Origin of the sequence: Streptomyces sp. NPDC032472 (assembly GCF_040636955.1) — a bacterium.
Lineage (GTDB): Bacteria > Actinomycetota > Actinomycetes > Streptomycetales > Streptomycetaceae > Streptomyces.
Window position 1 is genome coordinate 93,490 of record NZ_JBEZVK010000005.1, and the last position, 19,022, is coordinate 112,511.

General features: G+C 74.1%; 17 protein-coding genes and 1 pseudogene. 13 read left to right on the plus strand and 5 right to left on the minus strand.

Going from position 1 to position 19,022, the window contains the following annotated elements; translation table 11 throughout:
* The first annotated feature begins 210 nt into the window (after positions 1-210).
* From AB0F11_RS04705 to AB0F11_RS04725, 5 genes are all read left to right on the plus strand, one after another.
* Positions 211-1,380, plus strand: a complete 1,170-nt coding sequence (locus tag AB0F11_RS04705; RefSeq protein WP_362168409.1) for a glycosyltransferase — start codon at positions 211-213, stop codon at positions 1,378-1,380.
* Positions 1,381-1,626: 246 nt separating this feature from the next.
* Complete coding sequence (locus AB0F11_RS04710) at positions 1,627-2,148, plus strand: DUF6643 family protein (RefSeq protein WP_362168411.1); 522 nt, start codon at positions 1,627-1,629, stop codon at positions 2,146-2,148.
* 58 nt (positions 2,149-2,206) lie between these two features.
* Positions 2,207-3,031 carry an MOSC N-terminal beta barrel domain-containing protein gene (locus tag AB0F11_RS04715; protein WP_362168413.1) on the plus strand — a complete coding sequence of 275 codons (825 nt, stop codon included), beginning with the start codon at positions 2,207-2,209 and terminating at the stop codon, positions 3,029-3,031.
* Between the two features lie 208 nt (positions 3,032-3,239).
* Complete coding sequence (locus AB0F11_RS04720) at positions 3,240-3,851, plus strand: hypothetical protein (RefSeq protein WP_362168415.1); 612 nt, start codon at positions 3,240-3,242, stop codon at positions 3,849-3,851.
* Between the two features lie 173 nt (positions 3,852-4,024).
* Positions 4,025-6,529 carry a right-handed parallel beta-helix repeat-containing protein gene (locus AB0F11_RS04725; RefSeq protein WP_362168418.1) on the plus strand — a complete coding sequence of 835 codons (2,505 nt, stop codon included), beginning with the start codon at positions 4,025-4,027 and terminating at the stop codon, positions 6,527-6,529.
* Here AB0F11_RS04725 and AB0F11_RS04730 read toward each other — a convergent pair.
* A complete protein-coding gene (locus AB0F11_RS04730; protein ID WP_362168609.1) occupies positions 6,480-8,903 on the minus strand; it encodes a hypothetical protein in 2,424 nt (807 codons plus the stop codon). The genes AB0F11_RS04725 and AB0F11_RS04730 overlap by 50 nt on opposite strands.
* 294 nt (positions 8,904-9,197) lie before the next feature.
* Here AB0F11_RS04730 and AB0F11_RS04735 point away from each other — a divergent pair, with 294 nt between their 5' ends.
* The gene (locus AB0F11_RS04735; protein ID WP_362168420.1) at positions 9,198-9,695 is read left to right on the plus strand and encodes an SRPBCC family protein; all 498 of its coding nucleotides are present in this window, start codon (positions 9,198-9,200) and stop codon (positions 9,693-9,695) included.
* 36 nt (positions 9,696-9,731) lie between these two features.
* Here the strand turns inward: AB0F11_RS04735 and AB0F11_RS04740 are convergent, their stop codons facing one another.
* Complete coding sequence (locus tag AB0F11_RS04740) at positions 9,732-10,883, minus strand: PLP-dependent cysteine synthase family protein (RefSeq protein WP_362168422.1); 1,152 nt, start codon at positions 10,881-10,883, stop codon at positions 9,732-9,734.
* Between the two features lie 198 nt (positions 10,884-11,081).
* Between AB0F11_RS04740 and AB0F11_RS04745 the strand changes: the two are divergent.
* A pseudogene (locus AB0F11_RS04745) lies at positions 11,082-11,474 on the plus strand (ATP-binding protein); the annotation flags it as partial.
* 547 nt (positions 11,475-12,021) lie between these two features.
* Here the strand turns inward: AB0F11_RS04745 and AB0F11_RS04750 are convergent.
* Positions 12,022-13,380: an ROK family protein gene (locus AB0F11_RS04750; protein ID WP_362168425.1), complete on the minus strand. Its 1,359-nt coding sequence runs from the start codon at positions 13,378-13,380 to the stop codon at positions 12,022-12,024.
* A gap of 65 nt (positions 13,381-13,445) precedes the next feature.
* Positions 13,446-14,108 carry an alpha-ketoglutarate-dependent dioxygenase AlkB gene (locus AB0F11_RS04755; protein WP_362168428.1) on the minus strand — a complete coding sequence of 221 codons (663 nt, stop codon included), beginning with the start codon at positions 14,106-14,108 and terminating at the stop codon, positions 13,446-13,448.
* A gap of 36 nt (positions 14,109-14,144) precedes the next feature.
* Here AB0F11_RS04755 and AB0F11_RS04760 point away from each other — a divergent pair, with 36 nt between their 5' ends.
* From AB0F11_RS04760 to AB0F11_RS04780, 5 genes are all read left to right on the plus strand, one after another.
* Positions 14,145-14,885: a maleylpyruvate isomerase family mycothiol-dependent enzyme gene (locus AB0F11_RS04760; protein ID WP_362168431.1), complete on the plus strand. Its 741-nt coding sequence runs from the start codon at positions 14,145-14,147 to the stop codon at positions 14,883-14,885.
* Between the two features lie 229 nt (positions 14,886-15,114).
* Positions 15,115-15,438: a type VII secretion target gene (locus tag AB0F11_RS04765; RefSeq protein ID WP_362168435.1), complete on the plus strand. Its 324-nt coding sequence runs from the start codon at positions 15,115-15,117 to the stop codon at positions 15,436-15,438.
* A 3-nt stretch (positions 15,439-15,441) separates the two neighbouring features.
* Positions 15,442-16,737, plus strand: coding sequence for an amidase domain-containing protein (locus AB0F11_RS04770; RefSeq protein ID WP_362168438.1), 1,296 nt, complete (start codon positions 15,442-15,444; stop codon positions 16,735-16,737).
* The gene (locus tag AB0F11_RS04775; protein ID WP_362168441.1) at positions 16,737-17,171 is read left to right on the plus strand and encodes a hypothetical protein; all 435 of its coding nucleotides are present in this window, start codon (positions 16,737-16,739) and stop codon (positions 17,169-17,171) included. Before AB0F11_RS04770 ends, AB0F11_RS04775 begins: the two co-directional genes overlap by 1 nt.
* Before the next feature lie 64 nt (positions 17,172-17,235).
* On the plus strand, positions 17,236-17,604 hold the full coding sequence (locus tag AB0F11_RS04780) for a hypothetical protein (RefSeq protein WP_362168443.1): 369 nt from the start codon (positions 17,236-17,238) through the stop codon (positions 17,602-17,604).
* A gap of 55 nt (positions 17,605-17,659) precedes the next feature.
* Here the strand turns inward: AB0F11_RS04780 and AB0F11_RS04785 are convergent, their stop codons facing one another.
* Positions 17,660-18,358 carry a TetR/AcrR family transcriptional regulator gene (locus AB0F11_RS04785; RefSeq protein WP_362168446.1) on the minus strand — a complete coding sequence of 233 codons (699 nt, stop codon included), beginning with the start codon at positions 18,356-18,358 and terminating at the stop codon, positions 17,660-17,662.
* Positions 18,359-18,505: 147 nt separating this feature from the next.
* On the opposite strand from AB0F11_RS04785, the gene AB0F11_RS04790 reads away from it, so the two are divergent.
* A complete protein-coding gene (locus AB0F11_RS04790; RefSeq protein ID WP_362168449.1) occupies positions 18,506-18,967 on the plus strand; it encodes a nitroreductase/quinone reductase family protein in 462 nt (153 codons plus the stop codon).
* Positions 18,968-19,022: the final 55 nt, after the last annotated feature.

Sequence of the window (19,022 nt, forward strand, 5' to 3'; positions counted from 1 at the left end):
CGCCCCTTCCCGAAGCCAGGGGCTCCGCCCCTCGAACGCCGGCAGGGCTGATTTCAGCCCGCGCGGCGTTTGAGCGTACCGGGTCCGGGCGGAGCCCGGTTTCGGGAAGGGGCGGGACTGGGGAACGGCTCCGCGCAGCGGTGGTCGGACGCCGGGCCGGGCGGCGCGGATACGAGACACGCCCCGCAGGGTTTCGGCAGACTGCCCGGCATGGGCCTCCTCACCGCCGCCTGCGCCTCCCTCGCCGCCTGGATCTGGCTCACCCTCGCCCAGGGCATGTTCTGGCGGACCGACGTCCGCCTCCCCCCGCGCACCGCCCCCGCCCACTGGCCCTCGGTGGCCATCGTCGTCCCGGCCCGCGACGAGGCCGAGGTGCTGCCCTGCAGCCTGGTGTCGCTGATCGCGCAGGACTATCCCGGCGAGGCCGAGATCATCCTGGTCGACGACGGCAGCACGGACGGCACGGGCGCCCTCGCCCTGCGCCTGGCCCGCGAGAACCCCGGCCTCCCGCTCACCGTCGCCTCGCCCGGGGACCCCGAGCCCGGCTGGACCGGGAAGTTGTGGGCCCTGCGCCACGGCATCGCGCTCGCCCGCACCGCCCACGCCGCCGAGCCGGAGTTCCTCCTGCTCACCGACGCCGACATCGCGCACGAACCGGACAGCCTGCGCGAACTGGTCGCCGCCGCGACCAGCGCCCGCCTCGACCTGGTGTCGCAGATGGCCCGGCTGCGCGTCGCCGGTGCGTGGGAGCGGCTCGTCGTGCCGGCGTTCGTCTACTTCTTCGCCCAGTTGTACCCCTTCCGCCGGATCAACCGCCCCACCGGCCGGACCGCCGCCGCGGCCGGCGGCTGCGTGCTGCTGCGCACGGAGGCGGCAGTGCGGGCCGGGGTCCCGGAGTCGATCCGGCAGGCCGTCATCGACGACGTCTCCCTCGCCCGGGCCGTGCGGCGCTCCGGCGGGCGGATCTGGCTGGGCCTCGCGGAGCGGGTGGACAGCGTGCGCCCGTACCCGGCCCTGGCCGACCTGTGGCGGATGGTCTCGCGCAGCGCCTACGCACAACTGCGCCACCGGCCGCTGCTGCTGGCCGGGACGGTGGCGGGGCTGGTCCTGGTCTACCTCGTGCCCCCGGCCGCCCTCTTCGCGGGGCTGGCGGCCGGCCGGCCGGCCGCCGCGTGGGCCGGGGGGCTCGCCTGGCTGCTGATGGCCGGCACGTACCTGCCGATGCTGCGCTACTACCGGCAGCCCGCGGCGCTGGCTCCGCTGCTTCCGCTCACGGCCCTGCTGTACCTGCTGATGACCGTCGATTCGGCCGTGCAGCACTACAGGGGGCGCGGAGCGGCTTGGAAGGGCCGTACCTATGCCCGCCCGAGCGATGCCTGAAACCGCACAGCCGCCGGCTTCGCGATGTCATCGCAGGTCACCGAGGTGTGACGCTCTGTCAGTGGAATGTGGGTGCAACAGCCAACCACCGGGCACGAGTCGGAGCAAGATGGGACGCAAGAGACGAATCGTGCACGTGAACGTGAAGTGAAAGGTGTGGCGCTGACCTGCGAAGATGCAGGTCAGCGCGGCGTTCGTCACACCTCGCTATGGACCCCGTGAAGTCGTGGGCTTAACTTATGTCCCATGACCTCCCCCCGCTCCACTTATGGCGGCGGCTACTACTCCGCGCCCTCCTTCCCGGACACCCCCATCTACGACTCGCTCGTGGCGGAACGCGGGACTCCGCAGATCGCCCCGATCCGGGTTCCGGCCGCCTACGACTCCCCGAGCACGGGCTATTCGAGCGGTGGCTACGTCCCGGCCCTCCCCTCCGCGCTGCCCGCGCTGCCGGCCGCGCTGCCCCCGGCAGCGCCCCAGCAGCAGCAGACCGGCGGGTACGGCTACCCGTACCAGGGGCAGGCCGCGCCCGCGCCCATGCCCCTGCAGAACGCGCCCGCGCCGTACATCCCCCAGCAGCAGCCGGTGGCGGCCCGCGCGGCGTACATGCAGCAGGCCCAGCCGCAGCAGCCGCGTCCGATGGCCACAGCCACCGGGTACGAGGCCATGCGCCCGGCCGCGCCGCGCCCGATGCAGGTCCCGACCCCCGTTCCGGCCGCCACGTACGAGGACCCGTACGGCCGCCCGTACCAGCAGCGCGGGTACTGACGAGAGGCCGGCCGGCGCTCCCCTGGGACGACGGCGGGGCTCCTGGCAGGATGCTCCCATGTCGAACCTCTCCGTCCATGCGCTCCACGTCCACCCCGTCAAGTCGGTAGCGGGGACAGCTCCCGACGAGGTGGCCGTGGAGCCATGGGGCTTTTCCGGGGACCGCCGCTGGGCGCTCGTCGACCCCGACGGCACGGTCATCACCCAACGCCAGCAGCCCCGGCTGGCGTTGGCCGCCGCGCGTCCCCTTGCGGGGGGCAGGGTCGCGCTGTCGGCTCCGGGCATGTCCGAGCTGGTGGTCGACGTGCCGGAGCCCGGGCCGCTGGAGCCGGTCGTCCTGTTCGGCAAGAAGATCGAGACCGTGGTCGCGGCAGGAGCCGCGGCCGACTGGTTCAGCAGCTACCTCGGCGTGCCGGCGCGACTGGTGCACCTGGACGACCCCGCAGTGCGGCGCCCCGTGGACCCCGACCACGCGCTGCCCGGCGAGACGGTGAGCCTCGCCGACGCCTACCCGGTGCTGCTGACCACCCTGGCGTCGCTGGACGCCCTCAACGCGCTGATCGCGCAGGGCAGCCACCCCGAGGAGGGGCCGCTGCCGATGAACCGCTTCCGGCCCAGCCTGGTGGTCGCCGGGGCCGAGGCGTGGGCCGAGGACGGCTGGCGGCGGATCGCGATCGGCGACGCCGTCTTCCGCGGCGTGCGCGAGTGCGGCCGGTGCATCGTGACGACGACCGACCAGCGGACGGCCGAGCGCGGCAAGGAGCCGCTCAAGACGCTGGCCAGGCACCGGCGGATCGGCAAGTCGCTGGCGTTCGGCCGGCAGCTGGTGCCCGTGCGGACGGGAACGGTGCGCGTCGGCGACGAGGTCCGCGTCCTGGAATGACACCTTCGAGGGGCTCTGCGCAAACGCTGGAACCAAGAGCCCCGGCCATGCCGTTGGATCAGTCGAAACGTGTCGCACGAGGTGCGGGGGAACGTGCACCGGATCGGGTGACACGTCCCTCGCGCGTCCCGGAATGCGCGTCGCCGGGGTGTGCGAGAGGCTTGGACGGCAGGCAGACGGAGGCTGGCACAAGTTGGGGGGCCGGACCGTGTGGACAGCAATGGGTGTGTGGCGCTGGCGGCGCAATCCGCTGCGGCGGCCGACCGATCTCTTCGAGGCCTGGCTGGCGTTCGCCGCGCTGGTGTGCGTCCTGCTGGTGGCCCCGGTCGTCGGCTGCGTGACGGGCCTGGAGGTGGACGGGACGCTGCAGCAGGCCGCGCGCGTGCAGCAGCAGGAGAGGTACCTGGTCCCGGCGGTGGTGGTCCGGCCGGCCGCGGAGCCGCCCACGGGCGCGGCCGCGGATCCGGCGGCGCAGCGGCAGACCCCGCAGCGGACGCAGATCGTGGCGTCGTGGACGGCTCCCGACGGCAGCAGCCACGAGGGCACGGTCCCGGCGGCGGAGGAACCGCCGCAGGCCGGCGACCGGTTCCGGATATGGACCGATCTGCGGGGCCGGCTCGTGGGGCGGCCGCTCGATTCGTCCATGGCCAGTGCGCACGCCGCTGTGGTGGGCCTGGCCGCCGCGATCGGCGCCGCCGCGCTGGTGGAGACGGTGCGCCGGCTCGTCGTACGGCGGCTCGTGCACCTGCGCTACCGGCGGCTGGACCGGGCCTGGGCCGCGGCGGGACCGGACTGGGGCCGCGCGGGCGCAGGCAGTTGACCTGGCGGCCCCGCGGCCTTCCGCGCGCTACGGTGGAGCGGCCGGAGCGGTTGCCGTAGGCCGGCGGCGGCCACCGCAGGGCGCCGGATGCGGCTGCGGCTCCGGCGGGTTCGATCGCTTCAGTCGCTTCGACAGCGCAAGGACGAGGACGAGGGCGGGGGCACAACAGCACCATGGCACACGGCACGGTCCAGGTGACGCACGGCGGGTCCTCGCGGTGGCGGCGCCGCTCCGGCGAGTATCCGACACTGGCCGCCGCGCTCGCCGCCGCGGGCGACGGGGACGTGCTGTCCATCGCCCCGGGCACCTACCGGGAGAACCTGGTGCTGCACCATGCCGTCACCCTGCGCGGGCCGGAGGGCGGCGGGGCGGGCTCGGTCCGGATCGCGCCGCCCGACGGGGTCGCGCTGACCCTGCGCGCCTCCGCCGTGGTCCAGGACCTGTACCTGGAGGGCCAGGACCGGGCTGCGCCCGCGCTGCTGGTGGAGGAGGGCTCCCCCGAGCTCACCGACCTGAGGGTGAGCACGCGTTCGGCGGCCGGCATCGAGGTGCGCGGCGGGGCCCGGCCGCTGGTGCGCCGGTGCACGGTGGAGAACCCGTCGGGCGTCGGGATCGCCGTGCTCGACGGCGGCGGCGGGGTCTTCGAGGAGTGCGAGGTCGTCGCCGCCGGCCAGAGCGGGTTCTCGGTGCGCGGCGGCGGTCACCCGCGCCTGGAGCGCTGCCGCGTCCACCACGCCTCGGGCGCGGGCATCGCCGTCACCGGCGAGGGCTCGGGGCTGGAGGCGCTGGGCTGCGAGGTGTACGAGATCAAGGGCACCGGCGTGCAGATCGCCGCCCGGGCGGCCGCCCGCCTCACCGACTGCATGGTCCACCGCACCACCACGGACGGGATCACCCTCGACACGGACGCGGTGCTCACCCTCTCCGGCTGCGACATCCACGACATCCCCGAGAACGCGGTCGACCTGCGGTCCCGTTCGGCGCTCACCCTCTCCCGCACCACCGTGCGCCGCTTCGGCCGCAACGGGCTGTCCGTGTGGGACCCGGGCACTCGGGTGGACGCCGAGTCCTGCGAGATCCACGACAGCACCGGGGACTACCCGGCGGTGTGGATCAGCGACGGGGCGACCGCCTCGCTGACCTCCTGCCGGGTGCACGACGTGCCCGACGCGGTGTTCGTCCTCGACCGCGGCTCGCGGGCGGATGTGGTCGACAGCGACCTGTCGCAGGTGCGCAACACGGCCGTCTCGGTGAGCGACGGGGCGACCGTGCAGGTCGACGACTGCCGGATCCGGGAGGCGGGGACCGGGGCCTGGTTCCGCGACCACGGCAGCGGCGGCACCCTCGCGGGCAGCACCATGGACCGCGTCCAGACCGGGGTCATCGTCACCAAGGGCGCCGACCCGTCGGTGGAGCGGTGCACGGTCACCTCGCCCGCCGAGGCCGGGTTCTACGTCTCGGCCGGCGGCCGGGGGAGCTTCCACGGCTGCCGGGTGAGCGACAGCTCCGGCTTCGGGTTCCACGTCCTCGACGGCTGCCGCACCACGCTGACCCGCTGCCGCACCGAGCGCTGCGCGCGGGGAGGGTACGAGTTCCCGGAGGACGGGCCCCTCGCCGAGGACTGCACCGCCGACGAGCCGGCGTCCCGGTTCGCCGCCGACCGGCCGGGCCCGGTCGGCGGGGCCGCCGCCGGGGAGTGGCCGGACGGGGAGTGGGCGGGCGGCCGTACGCTCAGCGCTCGGCAGGGCGTCGCGGAATCCTCCCCGGCCGGGGAGACGGCGCGGCTGCCCGGGTCGCGCCCGGCGGGCGGTGAGCCCCGTGCGGATGCGGCGGAGCGGGCGGACCGGGCGCCGGTGCGGACGGGTTCGGGTGCGGTGCTGGAGCGGCTCGAGGCGCTGGTGGGGCTGGAGAGCGTCAAGCGGGAGGTGCGTGCGCTCACCGACATGATCGAGGTGGGCCGGCGGCGGCAGCAGGCCGGCCTGAAGGCCGCCTCCGTCCGCCGCCACCTGGTCTTCACCGGCTCCCCCGGCACCGGCAAGACCACGGTGGCCAGGCTGTACGGGGAGATCCTCGCCTCGCTCGGCGTCCTGGAGCGCGGCCACCTCGTCGAGGTCTCCCGCGTGGACCTGGTCGGCGAGCACATCGGGTCCACCGCGATCCGGACCCAGGAGGCCTTCGAGCGGGCCCGCGGCGGCGTCCTGTTCATCGACGAGGCGTATGCGCTGGCCCCCGAGGACTCGGGCCGGGACTTCGGGCGGGAGGCGATCGACACGCTGGTGAAGCTGATGGAGGACCACCGGGACGCCGTCGTGGTGATCGTCGCCGGGTACACGGCGGAGATGGACCGCTTCCTGACGGTCAACCCCGGGGTGGCCTCGCGTTTCTCCCGGACCATCACCTTCGGCGACTACGGCCCCGAGGAGCTGCTGCGGATCGTGGAGCAGCAGGCGGAGGAGCACGAGTACCGGCTCGGCGAGGGCACGGCCGCGGCGCTGCTGAGGTATTTCACGGAGCTGCCGAAGGGGCCGGCGTTCGGGAACGGGCGGACCGCGCGGCAGACCTTCGAGTCGATGGTCGAGCGGCACGCGGGGCGGGTGGCCCAGCTGGCGGATCCGGACACGGACGAGCTCACCCTGCTGTTCGCGGAGGATCTCCCGGCGCTGCCGGCTCCTTGCTGATCCGCGGGGCGGGGACAGCGGGCGGGGCGGGCGGGACGGCCGGGACGGGCGGTTGGGGCCAGGCCCGCCGGACTTCCTGTTCCTGCCGGTCCTGCTGGTCCTGCGGTGCGGGCGGGCCGGCCAGGCGGGCCAGCAGGGCGTCGCGTTCGGTGGCGAAGGCGGGGTCGGCCTGGTAGTCGAAGTGGCCGAGGACGGGCGCCGGGAGCGGGTGGCGGGCGCTGCGCCCGTAGGCGAGCGGGTCGGCGAGCGGGCCGCGGTCCACGTCCGCGGCGTCCTGGGCGGCGGGGGCGGCGACGGGGCCGCCGATCGGGTCGGTGGCCCGCCACAGGTTGCGCCAGCAGTCGACCTGCCGGTGCAGGGCCAGGAGCGGGCCGGGCCCGAAGTAGGCCGGGAACCAGCGCCCGTAGAGCCGGCGCAGCGGGGAGCCGTATGTGAGCAGGGCGACGCGGCGGCGGACGTGCGGCGGCAGCTGCCAGACGGCGGCGGCCGCGAGGACGCTGCCCTGGGAGTGGCCGGAGATCACCAGGCGGCCGCCGGTGCGGCCGGTCCAGCCGGTCATCCGCCAGGTCAGGTCCGGCACGGCGCGCTCGGCGTAGCAGGGCGGGGCGAAGGGGTGGGCGGCGCGCGGCCAGAAGGTGCCGACGTCCCACAGCACGCCGATGGTGCGTCGGGCGGCCGGGTCGCGGTAGGCGCGCCGGCCCCAGGTGACGAAGAGCAGGAAGCCGAAGCCGATCAGCCAGGACCCGGCGTCCTGGGCGGCGCGGGCGGCGGCCTCCAGCAGCGGGTGCGTGCCGCGGGCGGCCTCGCCCGGGACCTGCCCGCTCAGCCATGCCCCGGTCAGGGCGCCCGCGCCGAGCAGCAGGGTGGTCCCGCAGACGGCGGCGACGAACCAGGGTGCGGAGTCGGTGAGCGCGGCTGCGGCCCGGGCCCCGGCGATGCGGCGGCTGCGGTCCGCGTCCGGGGCCTCGCCCGGGTATTCGGCGGCCACGCGGGCGGCGAGCCGGCGCCGGGCCAGGAGGGCGCGGACCGCGACGACGGCGGCAAGCAGCGCGAGAACGAGGAGCAGCGGGGGCAGGACGGCGGCCTGCCAGGACAGCAGCACCGGCGGGGCGGGCACGGCGGTGGTGCCGTTGCCGCTGCCGTCGAGCCAGTCGGCGAAACGCTGGGCGACCCCGCCGGACATGACGCCGCCGAGGGCGCAGCCGAGAAGGGCGATGGCGGGGCCGCCGAGCCCGGACAGGGCGGTCTCCGGGTCGGGGGCGAGGCGGTGGAGGCGGAGGGCGACGGCGGCGAGGAGCAGGGTGCAGCAGCCCTGGCCGAGCATGAGCACGCCGAAGGCGAAGTCGCCGGGGAGCCGGCCGGAGGAGGTCCATCCGGGGCGGGACCAGCAGGCGTACACCGAGGCGGTTGCGAGCAGGGCGAGTGCGGCGGCGGGCAGCCAGGTGACGGCGGCCCGGTCGAGGCGGTGGTCGGCTCGGGCCTCGGTGCGGCCGCGCCGGCAGACCACCCAGGCGACGGCGGCGGCCGCGAGGGTGAGCAGGAACTCCACGGCCCAGCCGAAGGCTTCGAGGGCGGGCGCGTTGGCGCTGCGGTCGTGGCGGGCGGTGGGTACCGTCACGGCGGCGGCGACGGTGAGCAGCCCGGCGGCGGTGTGGGCGGCGCGCAGCCGGGCCACGATCCGGCGCCCGTACCAGAATCCGGGGCGGCCGAGGGCGGGGGCCGCGTCGGGGGCCTCGGAGGCACCGGGCGCCCCGGACCCCGGCTCGGCCCCGGCTCCGGCTCCGGCTCCGGCTCCGGCTGCGTCCGCTGGCGGGGTCTGGGATTCGTACGCGCTCCACGTCCGGTTGGACAGGAACCACAGCAGCCCCGTGAGCGCCGCCGGGAGCAGCGCGGCGAGCGCGAGCCGCCGCCCGGGCTGTCCCCACCAGCGGCCGGGCTGGGCAAAGCCTGGCCAGGAGCGGGAGCCGGCGCAGGCCGGGGAGCCGGCGCACTGCCAGGCGAGGAGGTCGAGCGCCACCTCGCAGGCGGCCGCGATCAGCAGCAGGGTGAGGCTGAGGGCGAGGATCCGGACGAGGACCCCGTACGTCCGCACCGCGCGCGGCGGCGGGGCGCCGTCGGGCACGGCGGGGCGGGCCCAGTGCGCGAGGTTGACCACCATGAACGGCAGGAGCAGCAGCCACAGCGCGCGGGATCCGTTGCCGGAGGTGAGCCGGGACCAGCAGTACGCCTCCACGACGGGCCGGCCGGCATACCGTTCGGGGTGGGACTCGGCGTCGGCGTCCGCGGCGCGGCGGAAGACGGCGGCGGTCGCGTCGCCGGTGATCCGGACGGTGCGCGGGTCGTCGAGCAGCTCGTCGGGGGACGCGCCGTGCACGCCGTGGACGCGGAGTTCCAGGGCCAGGGGCCGGGGCGGGGCGAGGAGTTCGAGAGCGAGGGGGTGCGGGGTCTGGGGGTGGTCCGGCACGGCGGTCTCCGCTCACGGGGCGGTATCGGCGCAGGTCCAGCATCCCGCGCGGGGGGCCGCACGCATAGCCCCTGTACGGGCGATGCCGGCGGCCGCACCGAGGTAACCTGACAGGGCATCAACCACTCTTCGCCGCAGGCACATCCAGCACCCAGAGCACACCAGGCGCACCCGCAGAGAAACGGACTCCTCAGGAGGCAGGCCATGGCTCGCAGTCTCCGCCCGGTGGGGCTGGACTTCACCGGCAGCGCCCCGTTCCGCCCGTCCTTCACCGCCCGCACGGCCGCACCGCCCGAGGACGTGTACCGGGCGCTGGCCGAGGAGGTCGAGGGCTGGCCGCAGTGGTTCGGGGCGGTGACCCTCGCCCGGCCGGCGTACGGCGGCGCCGGCCGGGAGGTGCGGCTGCGGGGCGGGGTGTGGTTCCGGGAAAAGGTCATGGCGGCCGATCCGGAGCGGCGCTACGCGTACCGGGTCGACGAGACCAACGTCCCCGGGGTGCGGGCCCTGTTGGAGGAGTGGCGGCTCACCCCGGCCGCCGCGGGCGACGGGACCGAGGTCCGCTGGACGTTCGCCGCGGACGGCTCGGCTCCGTTCCTCCTCGCCCTCGCCGGCGCCCGCCCGGGCCTCGGGCACTCGTTCCGCACCGCGGTCCGCGCCCTCGACGCCCGCCTGGCGGAACGCCGTTGGAGCGGCGGCCGCTGAAACGAACGGCCGCCGTTGCCGCATGCGGCCGGCCGGTCAGGCGACGCCGGGCTCGCGCCACACCCCGGTCTCCAGCAGGGTCGCGATGGTCTTCTCGTACGGGGCGATGTCCAGGCCCTGCGCGGCCACCCACGCGTCCGAGTAGTACTTGTCGAGGTAGCGGTCGCCCGGGTCGCACAGCAGCGTGACGACGCTGCCCGTGCGGCCTTCCGCCACCATCTCCGAGATGATCTTGAGTGCGCTCCACACGCCCGTGCCGGTGGAGCCGCCGGCCTTGCGGCCGATGGCCTGCTCCAGCGCGCGGCAGGCGGCGACGCTCGCCGCGTCCGGCACCTTCATCATCCGGTCGATGGCGCCCGGCACGAAGCTGGGCTCCATCCGCGGCCGGCCGATGCCCTCGATGCGCGAGCCGCAATCGCTGCTCGCGTGGGGGTCGTTGCGGGTCCAGCCGTCGAAGAAGCAGGAGTTCTCCGGGTCCGGGACGCAGATGCGGGTGTCGTACTGCATGTAGTGCACGTAGCGGGCGATGGTCGCCGAGGTGCCGCCGGTGCCGGCGGTGGCCACGATCCAGGCGGGCTCGGGGTACCGCTCCAGGCGCAGCTGCTGGTAAATCGATTCTGCGATGTTGTTGTTGCCGCGCCAGTCCGTCGCGCGCTCCGCGTAGGTGAACTGGTCCATGTAGTGGCCGCCGGTGCGGGCCGCGAGATCCGCCGACTCCTCGTACATCTTCATGGGGTCGTCGACGAAGTGGCATTCACCGCCGTGGAATTCGATCAGGCGGCACTTCTCCGGGCTGGTCGTGCGCGGCATGACGGCGATGAACGGGACGCCGATCAGCTTGGCGAAGTACGCCTCGGAGACGGCCGTCGAGCCGGAGGAGGCCTCGATGACCGGGCGTCCGGGGCGGATCCAGCCGTTGCACAGGGCGTAGAGGAACAGCGAGCGCGCCAGGCGGTGCTTGAGGGAGCCCGTGGGGTGCGTGGACTCGTCCTTGAGGTACAGGTCGATGCCCCACGCCTCGGGGAGCGGGAAGCGCAGCAGGTGCGTGTCGGCGGAGCGGTTGGCGTCCGCCTGGACCTTGCGGACGGCCTCGTTCAGCCAGGCGCGGTAGTCCGCGTCGCTACGGTCGACGTCGACCGTCGTGGCCGTGGTGGCCGTCGTACCGGCGGTGGTACGGGTGGTGCTCATGCGCCTTGCTCCTTCGTGCGGTTCTTCGCCCCCTGCATTCGCAATGTACCTCTCTCACCTGCGCAAACAGTCACTTTGGGTATCCATGCGGATCGCTTTCGATCGCGTTCGGTTGCATCCGCGGGCACCGTGGGTGACCCTGGTGGAGCATTACTGAGGGTGCAGCACCCGTAACACTCATGTCGGGGAGTCGCAGCCGTGATCAGTCACTCACGCAGGCACTGCGTCGTCGAACTGCAGGCCTTGCCGTCCCGGATCGGGCAGATCCGGAGGATCGTTTCCGCGCAATTGCGCCACTGGCAGCTGGATCCACTCATAGACCGGGCTGCGCTGGGGGTGACGGAACTGCTGAGCAACGTCCACCGCCATGCACAGCCGGACAAGACGTGCACGGTCGAGATCGAGCTGCGGCTGGGGCGGCTGACGGTCTCGGTGTACGACAGCGACCCGCGCCTCCCGGTCCTGCGGGCGGCCGCCGCGGACGCCCTGGAGACCTGCGGACGCGGCCTCGCGCTCGTCGAGGCGGTCAGCGAGGCCTGGGGGGCACGGCACCAGCCGGACACACCCGGCAAGGTGGTCTGGTTCTCCCTGAGAGCCGCCCCGACCCGCCCCCGCCCAAGGCCACCCCGAGCCCCGGCCCGCACCCCGGTGGTCGCACCGGTCCCGGCAGACCCGATGCGGATGCCGATCCCGCTGGCCACGGTCGGCACGCCGATGACGGCTACGACCACCCCGCCGGACCGCACCCCCGTGACCGCTTCCGCCGCAGCCGCACCAACGACCGGCACCCCCACGCACCCGTCGCCGCAGGTCACAGCCGCACCAAACCCAGCCCCGCCGGCAAATCCGGCCCCGCCGGCGTTTGAGGCGCGGGGTCCGGGGCGGAGCCCCGGCACGACCGGCACCCCCACGCACCCGGCGCCGCACGCCGCGGCAGCCGGCGCGGAGGCCGCGTCGAGCGGGGGCGGGCCGGTGGAACGCGGGCCCGGCGGCGTAGCCGGCGCCCCCGGGGCCGGTGGCCTGACGCTGAGGGCGCCGACCGTCATCGGCCCCGGGTAGCGCCCGGCCGCGGCCGGCGGGCCGGGCGGAAGCCCGGCTCCTGCCCCACCCGGCCCCGTGGCTCACGTACGGGCAAGGCCTACGCGGCGGCCGCGCCCAGCGCCCCCAGCGGATCGTCCAGCACCGGCTGCCAGGCCAGCTCCGCGGCCCCCACCAGGCTGTTGTGGTCCAGCGTGCACGGCAGGATCGGCACTCCCCCGCTCCGCCCCCACAGGCTGCGGTCGGCGACCACCGCCCGCAGCCGCTCCGGGTCCGCGTACAGCAGCTCCCGGTGCAGTCCGCCCAGGATGATCCGGTCCGGGTTCAGGATGTTCACCAGCCCGGCGAGCCCCAGTCCAAGCCGGTCGATGAGCTCCTCCGCGGCGGCCCGTACCGCCGGCTGCCCGTACTCCTCGCGCAGCAGATCACGCGCCTGCTGGAGCAGCGACACCTCCGGCCCCGGGGTGCGGCCGGCCGCGGTCAGGAAGGCCAGCGGATCGGCCTCCACGTCCAGGCAGCCGCGCCCCCCGCAGTGGCAGGCCCGCCCCTCCGGGTTGACGGTGAGGTGGCCGACCTCCAGCGCCAGGCCCGAACTCCCGCTGTGCAGGCGCCCGTCCAGGACCAGCGCCCCGCCGACGCCGCGGTGCCCGGTGGCCACGCACAGCAGGTGCTGCGCGCTGCGGCCCGCGCCGTGCCGGTGCTCGGCGAGCGCGGCGAGGTTGACGTCGTTCCCGGCCAGGGCCGGCCCGTCGATCCCGGCGGCCTTGACGCACTGCTCGAAGATGGCCCGTACCGGCGCACCGGCCGGCCAGGCGAGGTGCAGCGGGTTGAGCGCCGTACCGTCGGGCTCGGCAACCGCCGACGGCACCGCCAGCCCGGCCCCGATGCAGCGCCGGCCGGTCTCGGCGAGCAGGGCGGCGCCCGCGTCGACGACCGCGCCCAGCACCTGCGCCGGGTCGGCAGAGACGGTGATCTTGCCGGGCGCGGTGGCGACGATCCGCCCGCCGAGGCCGACGAGGGCGGCCCGGAAGCCGTCCGGGTGCACCTGTGCGGCGAGGGCCACGGGGCCGTTCTCGTCGATGGAGAGCCGGTGCGAGGGCCGGCCCTGGGCGCCGCCGCCCGTGCCTCCGGGGCGGGAGTCGACGCGGATCAGGCCGAGCGCCTCCAGCTCGGCGGCGACGGCCCCGGCGGTGGCGCGGGTGACGCCGAGCTCGGCCGTCAGGACCGCACGGGTCGGGGCCCGGCCGGTGTGGACGAGCTCCAGCGCCGGGCCGAGGGCGCCACGGCCCCGCTCCAGCTTGCTCCTGGCGGACGCCGCGGACGCCGCGGACGCCGTAGCGGCGGCGGATCCCGCGGATGCGGCGGATCCCGCGGTCGACCCGGAAGCCGTGGTCGCCGCGGAAGCCGTGGATCCCGTGCTCCCGTCCCCCACCCGCGGCGGGGCCCCGTTGCCGTTCATGACAGCGATCCTCGCATGATCGGCGGGGTGCGCGGCGACCCGGCCGAGCGGAGACCGCCCGGCGGTCAGCCGCCCGGCAGGTCCAGCCCGCCGACGCGGAGGGTGATGTTCAGCCTTCCGCTGAGCCCGAGCCCGCGCGGACCGGTACCGGGCAGGACCTTCGGCACCCCGTGGTAGGCCAGCCGCGCCGGCCCGCCGAAGACGAAGAGGTCCCCGCTGCGCAGCTGCACGTCCCGGTAGGGCCGGCCGCGGTTGTCGGTGTTGCCGAAGCGGAAGACGCAGGTGTCGCCGAGGCTGAGGGAGACCACCGGCGCCGGGGACTTCTCCTCGGCGTCGCGGTGCATGCCCATGCGGGAGTCCCCGTCGTAGAAGTTGATCAGCGCGATGTCGTAGGGGGGCACGGCGACGCCCTCGCCGTACGCGGCGGCGACGGCTTCGTGCCCCAGCTGCGCGAGCCAGCCCGGCATCGGCTTGACCGGGGCTCCGTCCCCGTCGACGGCGGTGCGCGCGTACGCGTACGGATACCAGTGCAGGCCGAGGCAGACCTGGCGGGCGGTCATCGTGCCGCCGCCCGGGGTGCGGACCGTACGCAGTCCGGCGGGCGGCCGCGCCCACGCCCGGCAGGCGGCCAGCAGCTCGCGCTGGCGGCCGGGGCCGAGCCAGTCGGGCACGTGCACGGCGCCGGGGGCGATCTCGGTCCGCTCGCGCGGGAAGAGTTCCCCGTTCATGCCCCCATTGTCAGGGTCGGCTGGAAGACTGCCCATATGAAGATCACCGAATTCGTGGAGACCCTGGAGCGGGAGGGCGAGTTGCTCGCCGCGCAGGCGGAACGGGCGGGCACGGACGCCCTGGTGCCCACCTGTCCGTCGTGGCGGATCACCGACCTGCTGCGGCACACCGGCGCGGTGCACCGCTGGGCGGCCTCGTACATCCGGGACGCGGCCGTGGAGCCGGGCCCGTTCCCCGAGGCGCCCGAGCTGGTCGGCGCCGAGCTGCTGTCCTGGTTCCGGGAGGGGCATGCGGCCCTGGTCCGGACGCTGAACGAGGCGCCGGCCGACGTCCAGTGCTGGACCTTCCTGCCGACGGCCCCGCCGTCGCCGCTGGCGTTCTGGGCGCGGCGCCAGGCGCACGAGACCACCGTGCACCGGATGGACGCCGAGGCGGCGCTCGGTCTGCCCTTCTCGCCGGTGGCCCCTGAGTTCGCCGAGGACGGCGTGGACGAGCTGCTCACCGGCTTCCACGCCCGCCCGCGCAGCCGCGTACGGACGGACCGGCCGCGGGCGCTGCGGATCCGGGCCGCCGACACGGGCGCGGTGTGGACCGTCCACCTGTCCCAGGAGCCGCCCCGTGCGGTCCTCGGCGACGCGGGCCCGGCGGACTGCGAGGTGACCGCCGACGCGGCCTGGCTGTACGCGGCCCTGTGGAACCGGCTGCCGCTGACAGGCCCGGGCGTCACGGGCGACGAGTCCCTGGCCCGCCTGTGGACGGAGACGGCCGGCATCTGACCCGGCCACCGGCGCCGCGCCGCCCCGGCAAGCGGGCCGCCCACGGGCCGCTCCTGCCCGGGCGGCCCGCGGGAGCCGGCCCCGGGGAAGGCGGCGCGTCCCGTCCGGGCTTCGTGCTCCTCCCGAAGACAACCTGCACCTCAGCGGCGCGGAGACTCCGCCGCATCAGCGGCAAGCCGAACACGCAGTCGAGGTTAGGGTGTTCCCCAAACCACTCATGGGGGACTTCGTGGACATAGACATCAAGACGCACTACGTACGGCAAAGCGCAGGCGGGACCGACTCGGCCGCCGCAAAAGCGCTGGAGAACCTCCGCAAATCCCTCGACTCGAGCGACACGGCAGCCGACGGCCACCACGGGTGGGCCTCCGCCGCGGCGCTGAAGCGGTGCGCGACCGCCTGGGAGGACCACATGGTCGACCTGGGCAAGCAGATGAACACCATGGCCGACAACCTCCACACCACGGCCAAGGCCTACGACACCACGGACGCCCAGGCGAAGGACGCCTTCAGCAGGCTCCGGAGCGGTCTCGCCGACTTCGGGAGGAACTGACCCGTGGTCTCCTACCACGACCTGTACGACTGCCGAGTGGACCAGTGGCAGAAGGCGGCGGACGACTGGGTCGACCTCGCCCGGCGCTCCTCGTCCGCCTGCGAGGACATCCGCGCGCAGGGCAAGAAGCCGCTCGACGACCACTGGGCGGACGTCACCGGCAAGACGGCCGGCAAGCGCCTGGAGGACCTCGCCAACCGCCTCGAGTCCGGCGGCGACATCATGAAGGGCGTGGCCATGGTCCTCGACGCCCTGGCCCACACCATGGGCTACGCCCAGCGCACCCTCTCGCACGCCATCGAGCTGGCGAACGAGCACGGACTGCGCATCCAGGACGGCCGCGCCGTCGGCTTCTACACGGGCGCCGCACCGACGGGACCCAACGTCCCGCAGAACGTGCGCGACGCCTACAACAAGGAGCAGGGGCACATATCCACGGTCAACGCGCTGATAGACGAAGCCCTGCGCGAGGCCTCCCAGGCGGATGCGAAAGCCTCCGCCGAACTGGACAAGCTGGCGAAGACCATCAACGTCTCCGACACCTCACAGGCACACAACGAGATCCTGGTCGAGGCGTCCCACACCGAATTCGAGATACTCAGGGCGGACATCCCGGTCGGCAAGGACCCCCAACTCGTCCGCGCCTGGTGGGACGGCCTGACGCCGCAACAGCAGAAGGACCTCATGCGGGCCGACCCCGTTACCCTCGCCGACCTCAAGGGCCTGCCGCCCGAGGTCGGGCGCGAGCTCCGCGGACCCGACGGCAAGATCGACCGGGTCGAGATGGTGCGCTACGCGCTCGACCACTGGGACAAGCTGGATGATCTCGACTTCAAGAACAACTGCGCCAATTTCACGTCGTCGGCCCTTGAGGCCGGAGGGATGCACAAGAAGTTCGACTTCTGGCTGGGACCCCGCGGGGACAACACCTGGGGGCGGGAGAGCGGCGTGGGGATAGACCGGCTCGACCGACGGCTTTACCACTCCCGCTCGTGGGGTCTGGCCAAAGACCTGCACGGCTTCCTGCTGCGCAACGGCGGTGAGGAAGTCACGAGATCGGAAGCACGCCCTGGCGACGTGATCTTCTACGAGCAGGTCGCGCCCGACCCGGACGAGCCGCAGGGAGAGATCTACCACGCTGCTGTGGTGACGTCGGTGACCCCTGACGGCGACGTCAAACTTACCCAGCACACCAGCTCGTTCCAGAACGTGAGCCTGGACAGCCGCGAACACGTCGCCACCAGGAACCACGGCGAGCAGCGCATCCGCATCGTCCGACCCCACCCGAATTGGTACTGATGGAAACCTCTTCCTCCGCCGCGTTGTCGGGCGCTGCGCGGGGCCGCACGGTCACGCCCGGCATGGTGATCACGGCACTGCTCGTGCCGGTCGTGGCCGTTTTCGGTGTGGTCACCTCGTTGCGCGCCGAAGACATCGACATGGACTGGGTACACCGGCAGCAGGCGGCCTGCCGGCACATGCCCTTCCCGAAAATGGAATACGTCGTCGCGTGGTCGGGACTGCTCCTCGGGCTGTCGGCCGTGGCCGTCTGTCTACTGCTCGCCCGGCGGATCCGCCGACGCTGCGGGCTCCGGCTCTGGGACACCTGGCCGGGACTCCTGGCTTTCGTGTGCGCCCTGCTCAACGTGGTGGCGATTCTGCTGGAACTGTTCATGCTGTGGACCACCTACAACCCCTACATACCCGGGCCGATCCTCGGTGACTGCGGTTAGCCGCCCACACCGCACGGCGCGCCAGGCGGCCGCCGCGAGCCCCCGTGCCGTCACCGTCGGCACCGTGACGGCGGCCCTGCTGGTGCCGCTCCTGATCGTGGCCGGTGTGGCGACCTCCCTGCACTCGCAGGAGATCCAGCACGAGTGGGCCGACCGGCAGGAGGAGGCCTGCCGGCATCTGCCCTTCCCATTGGCGGAGTACGCCGCCGGCTGGGCCGGTGTGGTCCTCGGCGTGGCGGCGGTGGCGGTGTGCGTGCTGCTCGCGCGCCGGCTGCGCGGCCGGTGCGGCCTCCGGCTCGGGGAGTCCTGGCCGGGACTGCTCGCCGGCACCACCGTGTGGTTCAGCGTGTTGGCGATTCCCATGGAGCTGATCCAGCTCTACGCCGTGTACTCAGCCGCCGCGTCGGCGATCCCCCTCGGCGACGGGTGTTAGGCACCCGACGACTGCGCGATACGGAGCGACTGCCGCGCCCCTCGTCGTATCCGGGTCACGCGGCCGGGAGGCCGACGGCGTGGGCGAGTTGGGCGGCGGCGTGGGCGAAGAAGGTGTCGCGGTCCTCGACGACGCGGTTGAACTGCCCGAACAGCTCGAACGAGACCAGGCCGATCAGCTGGGCCCAGGCGGCGACCAGAGCGGCCGTGACCTCCGGTGGCAGGCCCTCGGCGAAGTCCGCGGTCATCCGGGCCGCTTCGGGGCGCAGGGTGGCGGGCAGCGGCGGCAGGGCCAGGCCGTGGCCGGCGTGGGCGGCGCGGACGATGCCGATGAAGGTGTTGCCGACGCGGGAGGCGGGGGCGACGGTGTCCACCGGAGCGCTGTATCCGGGGACCGGGGAGCCGTAGATGAGGGCGTACTCGTGCGGGTGCTCCAGCGCCCAGACGCGGACCGCCCGGGCGACCGCGATCCACCGCTCGCGGGACGGGGAGCCGGCGGCGACGGCCTCGGCGTCGGCCTCCTCCGCCGCCGCACCGATGCTGTCGTACGCGTCGACGATCAGCGCGGTGAGCAGGTCGTCCCGGCTCGGGAAGTAGCGGTAGAGGGCCGAGGAGACCATGCCCAGCTCGCGGGCGACGGCGCGCAGCGACAGCTTGGCCGCGCCCTCGGCCGCGAGCATGCGGCGCGCCTCGTCCTTGATGGCTGCGGTGACCTCGGTACGGGCCCGCTCCCGGGCCCCGCGCACGGTACTCATGGCGCCAGTCTGCCATGCGGGTAGAGCAGTGCACAAAAAGCAGATCAGCGATTCGAATCGAGAGCACTGCTCTTGAAATGGTGCAGCGATCCGTGCACACTGATCTCAAGCGAGAGCACCGCTCTCACAATCGCCTCGGAGGCAGTCATGACCGCGCCCGCCACCCCGTACTACGTCCAGGCCGGCACGTTCGCCACCCGCTTCAACGCCTTCTTCGGGAAGCTGGCGCGCCTCGGGATCAGCCTCGCCGGTACCGCCGAACTGTCGGTGCGCGGCCGCACCTCGGGCAAGCTGCAGCGGATCCCGGTCAACCCGCACTCCTTCCGCGGCGAGCAGTACCTCGTCTCGGCACGCGGCCACTCCCAGTGGGTCCGCAACATGCGGGTGGCGGGCGGCGGTGAACTGCGCGTCGGGCGCAAGGTGCGCACCTTCACGGCCACCGAGCTCAGCGACCCGGCCGAGAAGGCCGCGGTGCTGCGCACCTACCTGGAGCGGTGGGGCTGGGAGGTCAACCGGTTCTTCCAGGGCGTCACCGCCACGTCCTCCGACGCCGAGCTCCAGGCGGCCTCGGCCGACCACCCGGTCTTCCGCATCACCGTCTCCGGCTGAACGCCACCGAGGACCGTAAGCCGTGAACCGTGAACCGTTGAACCGCGCAGGAGAA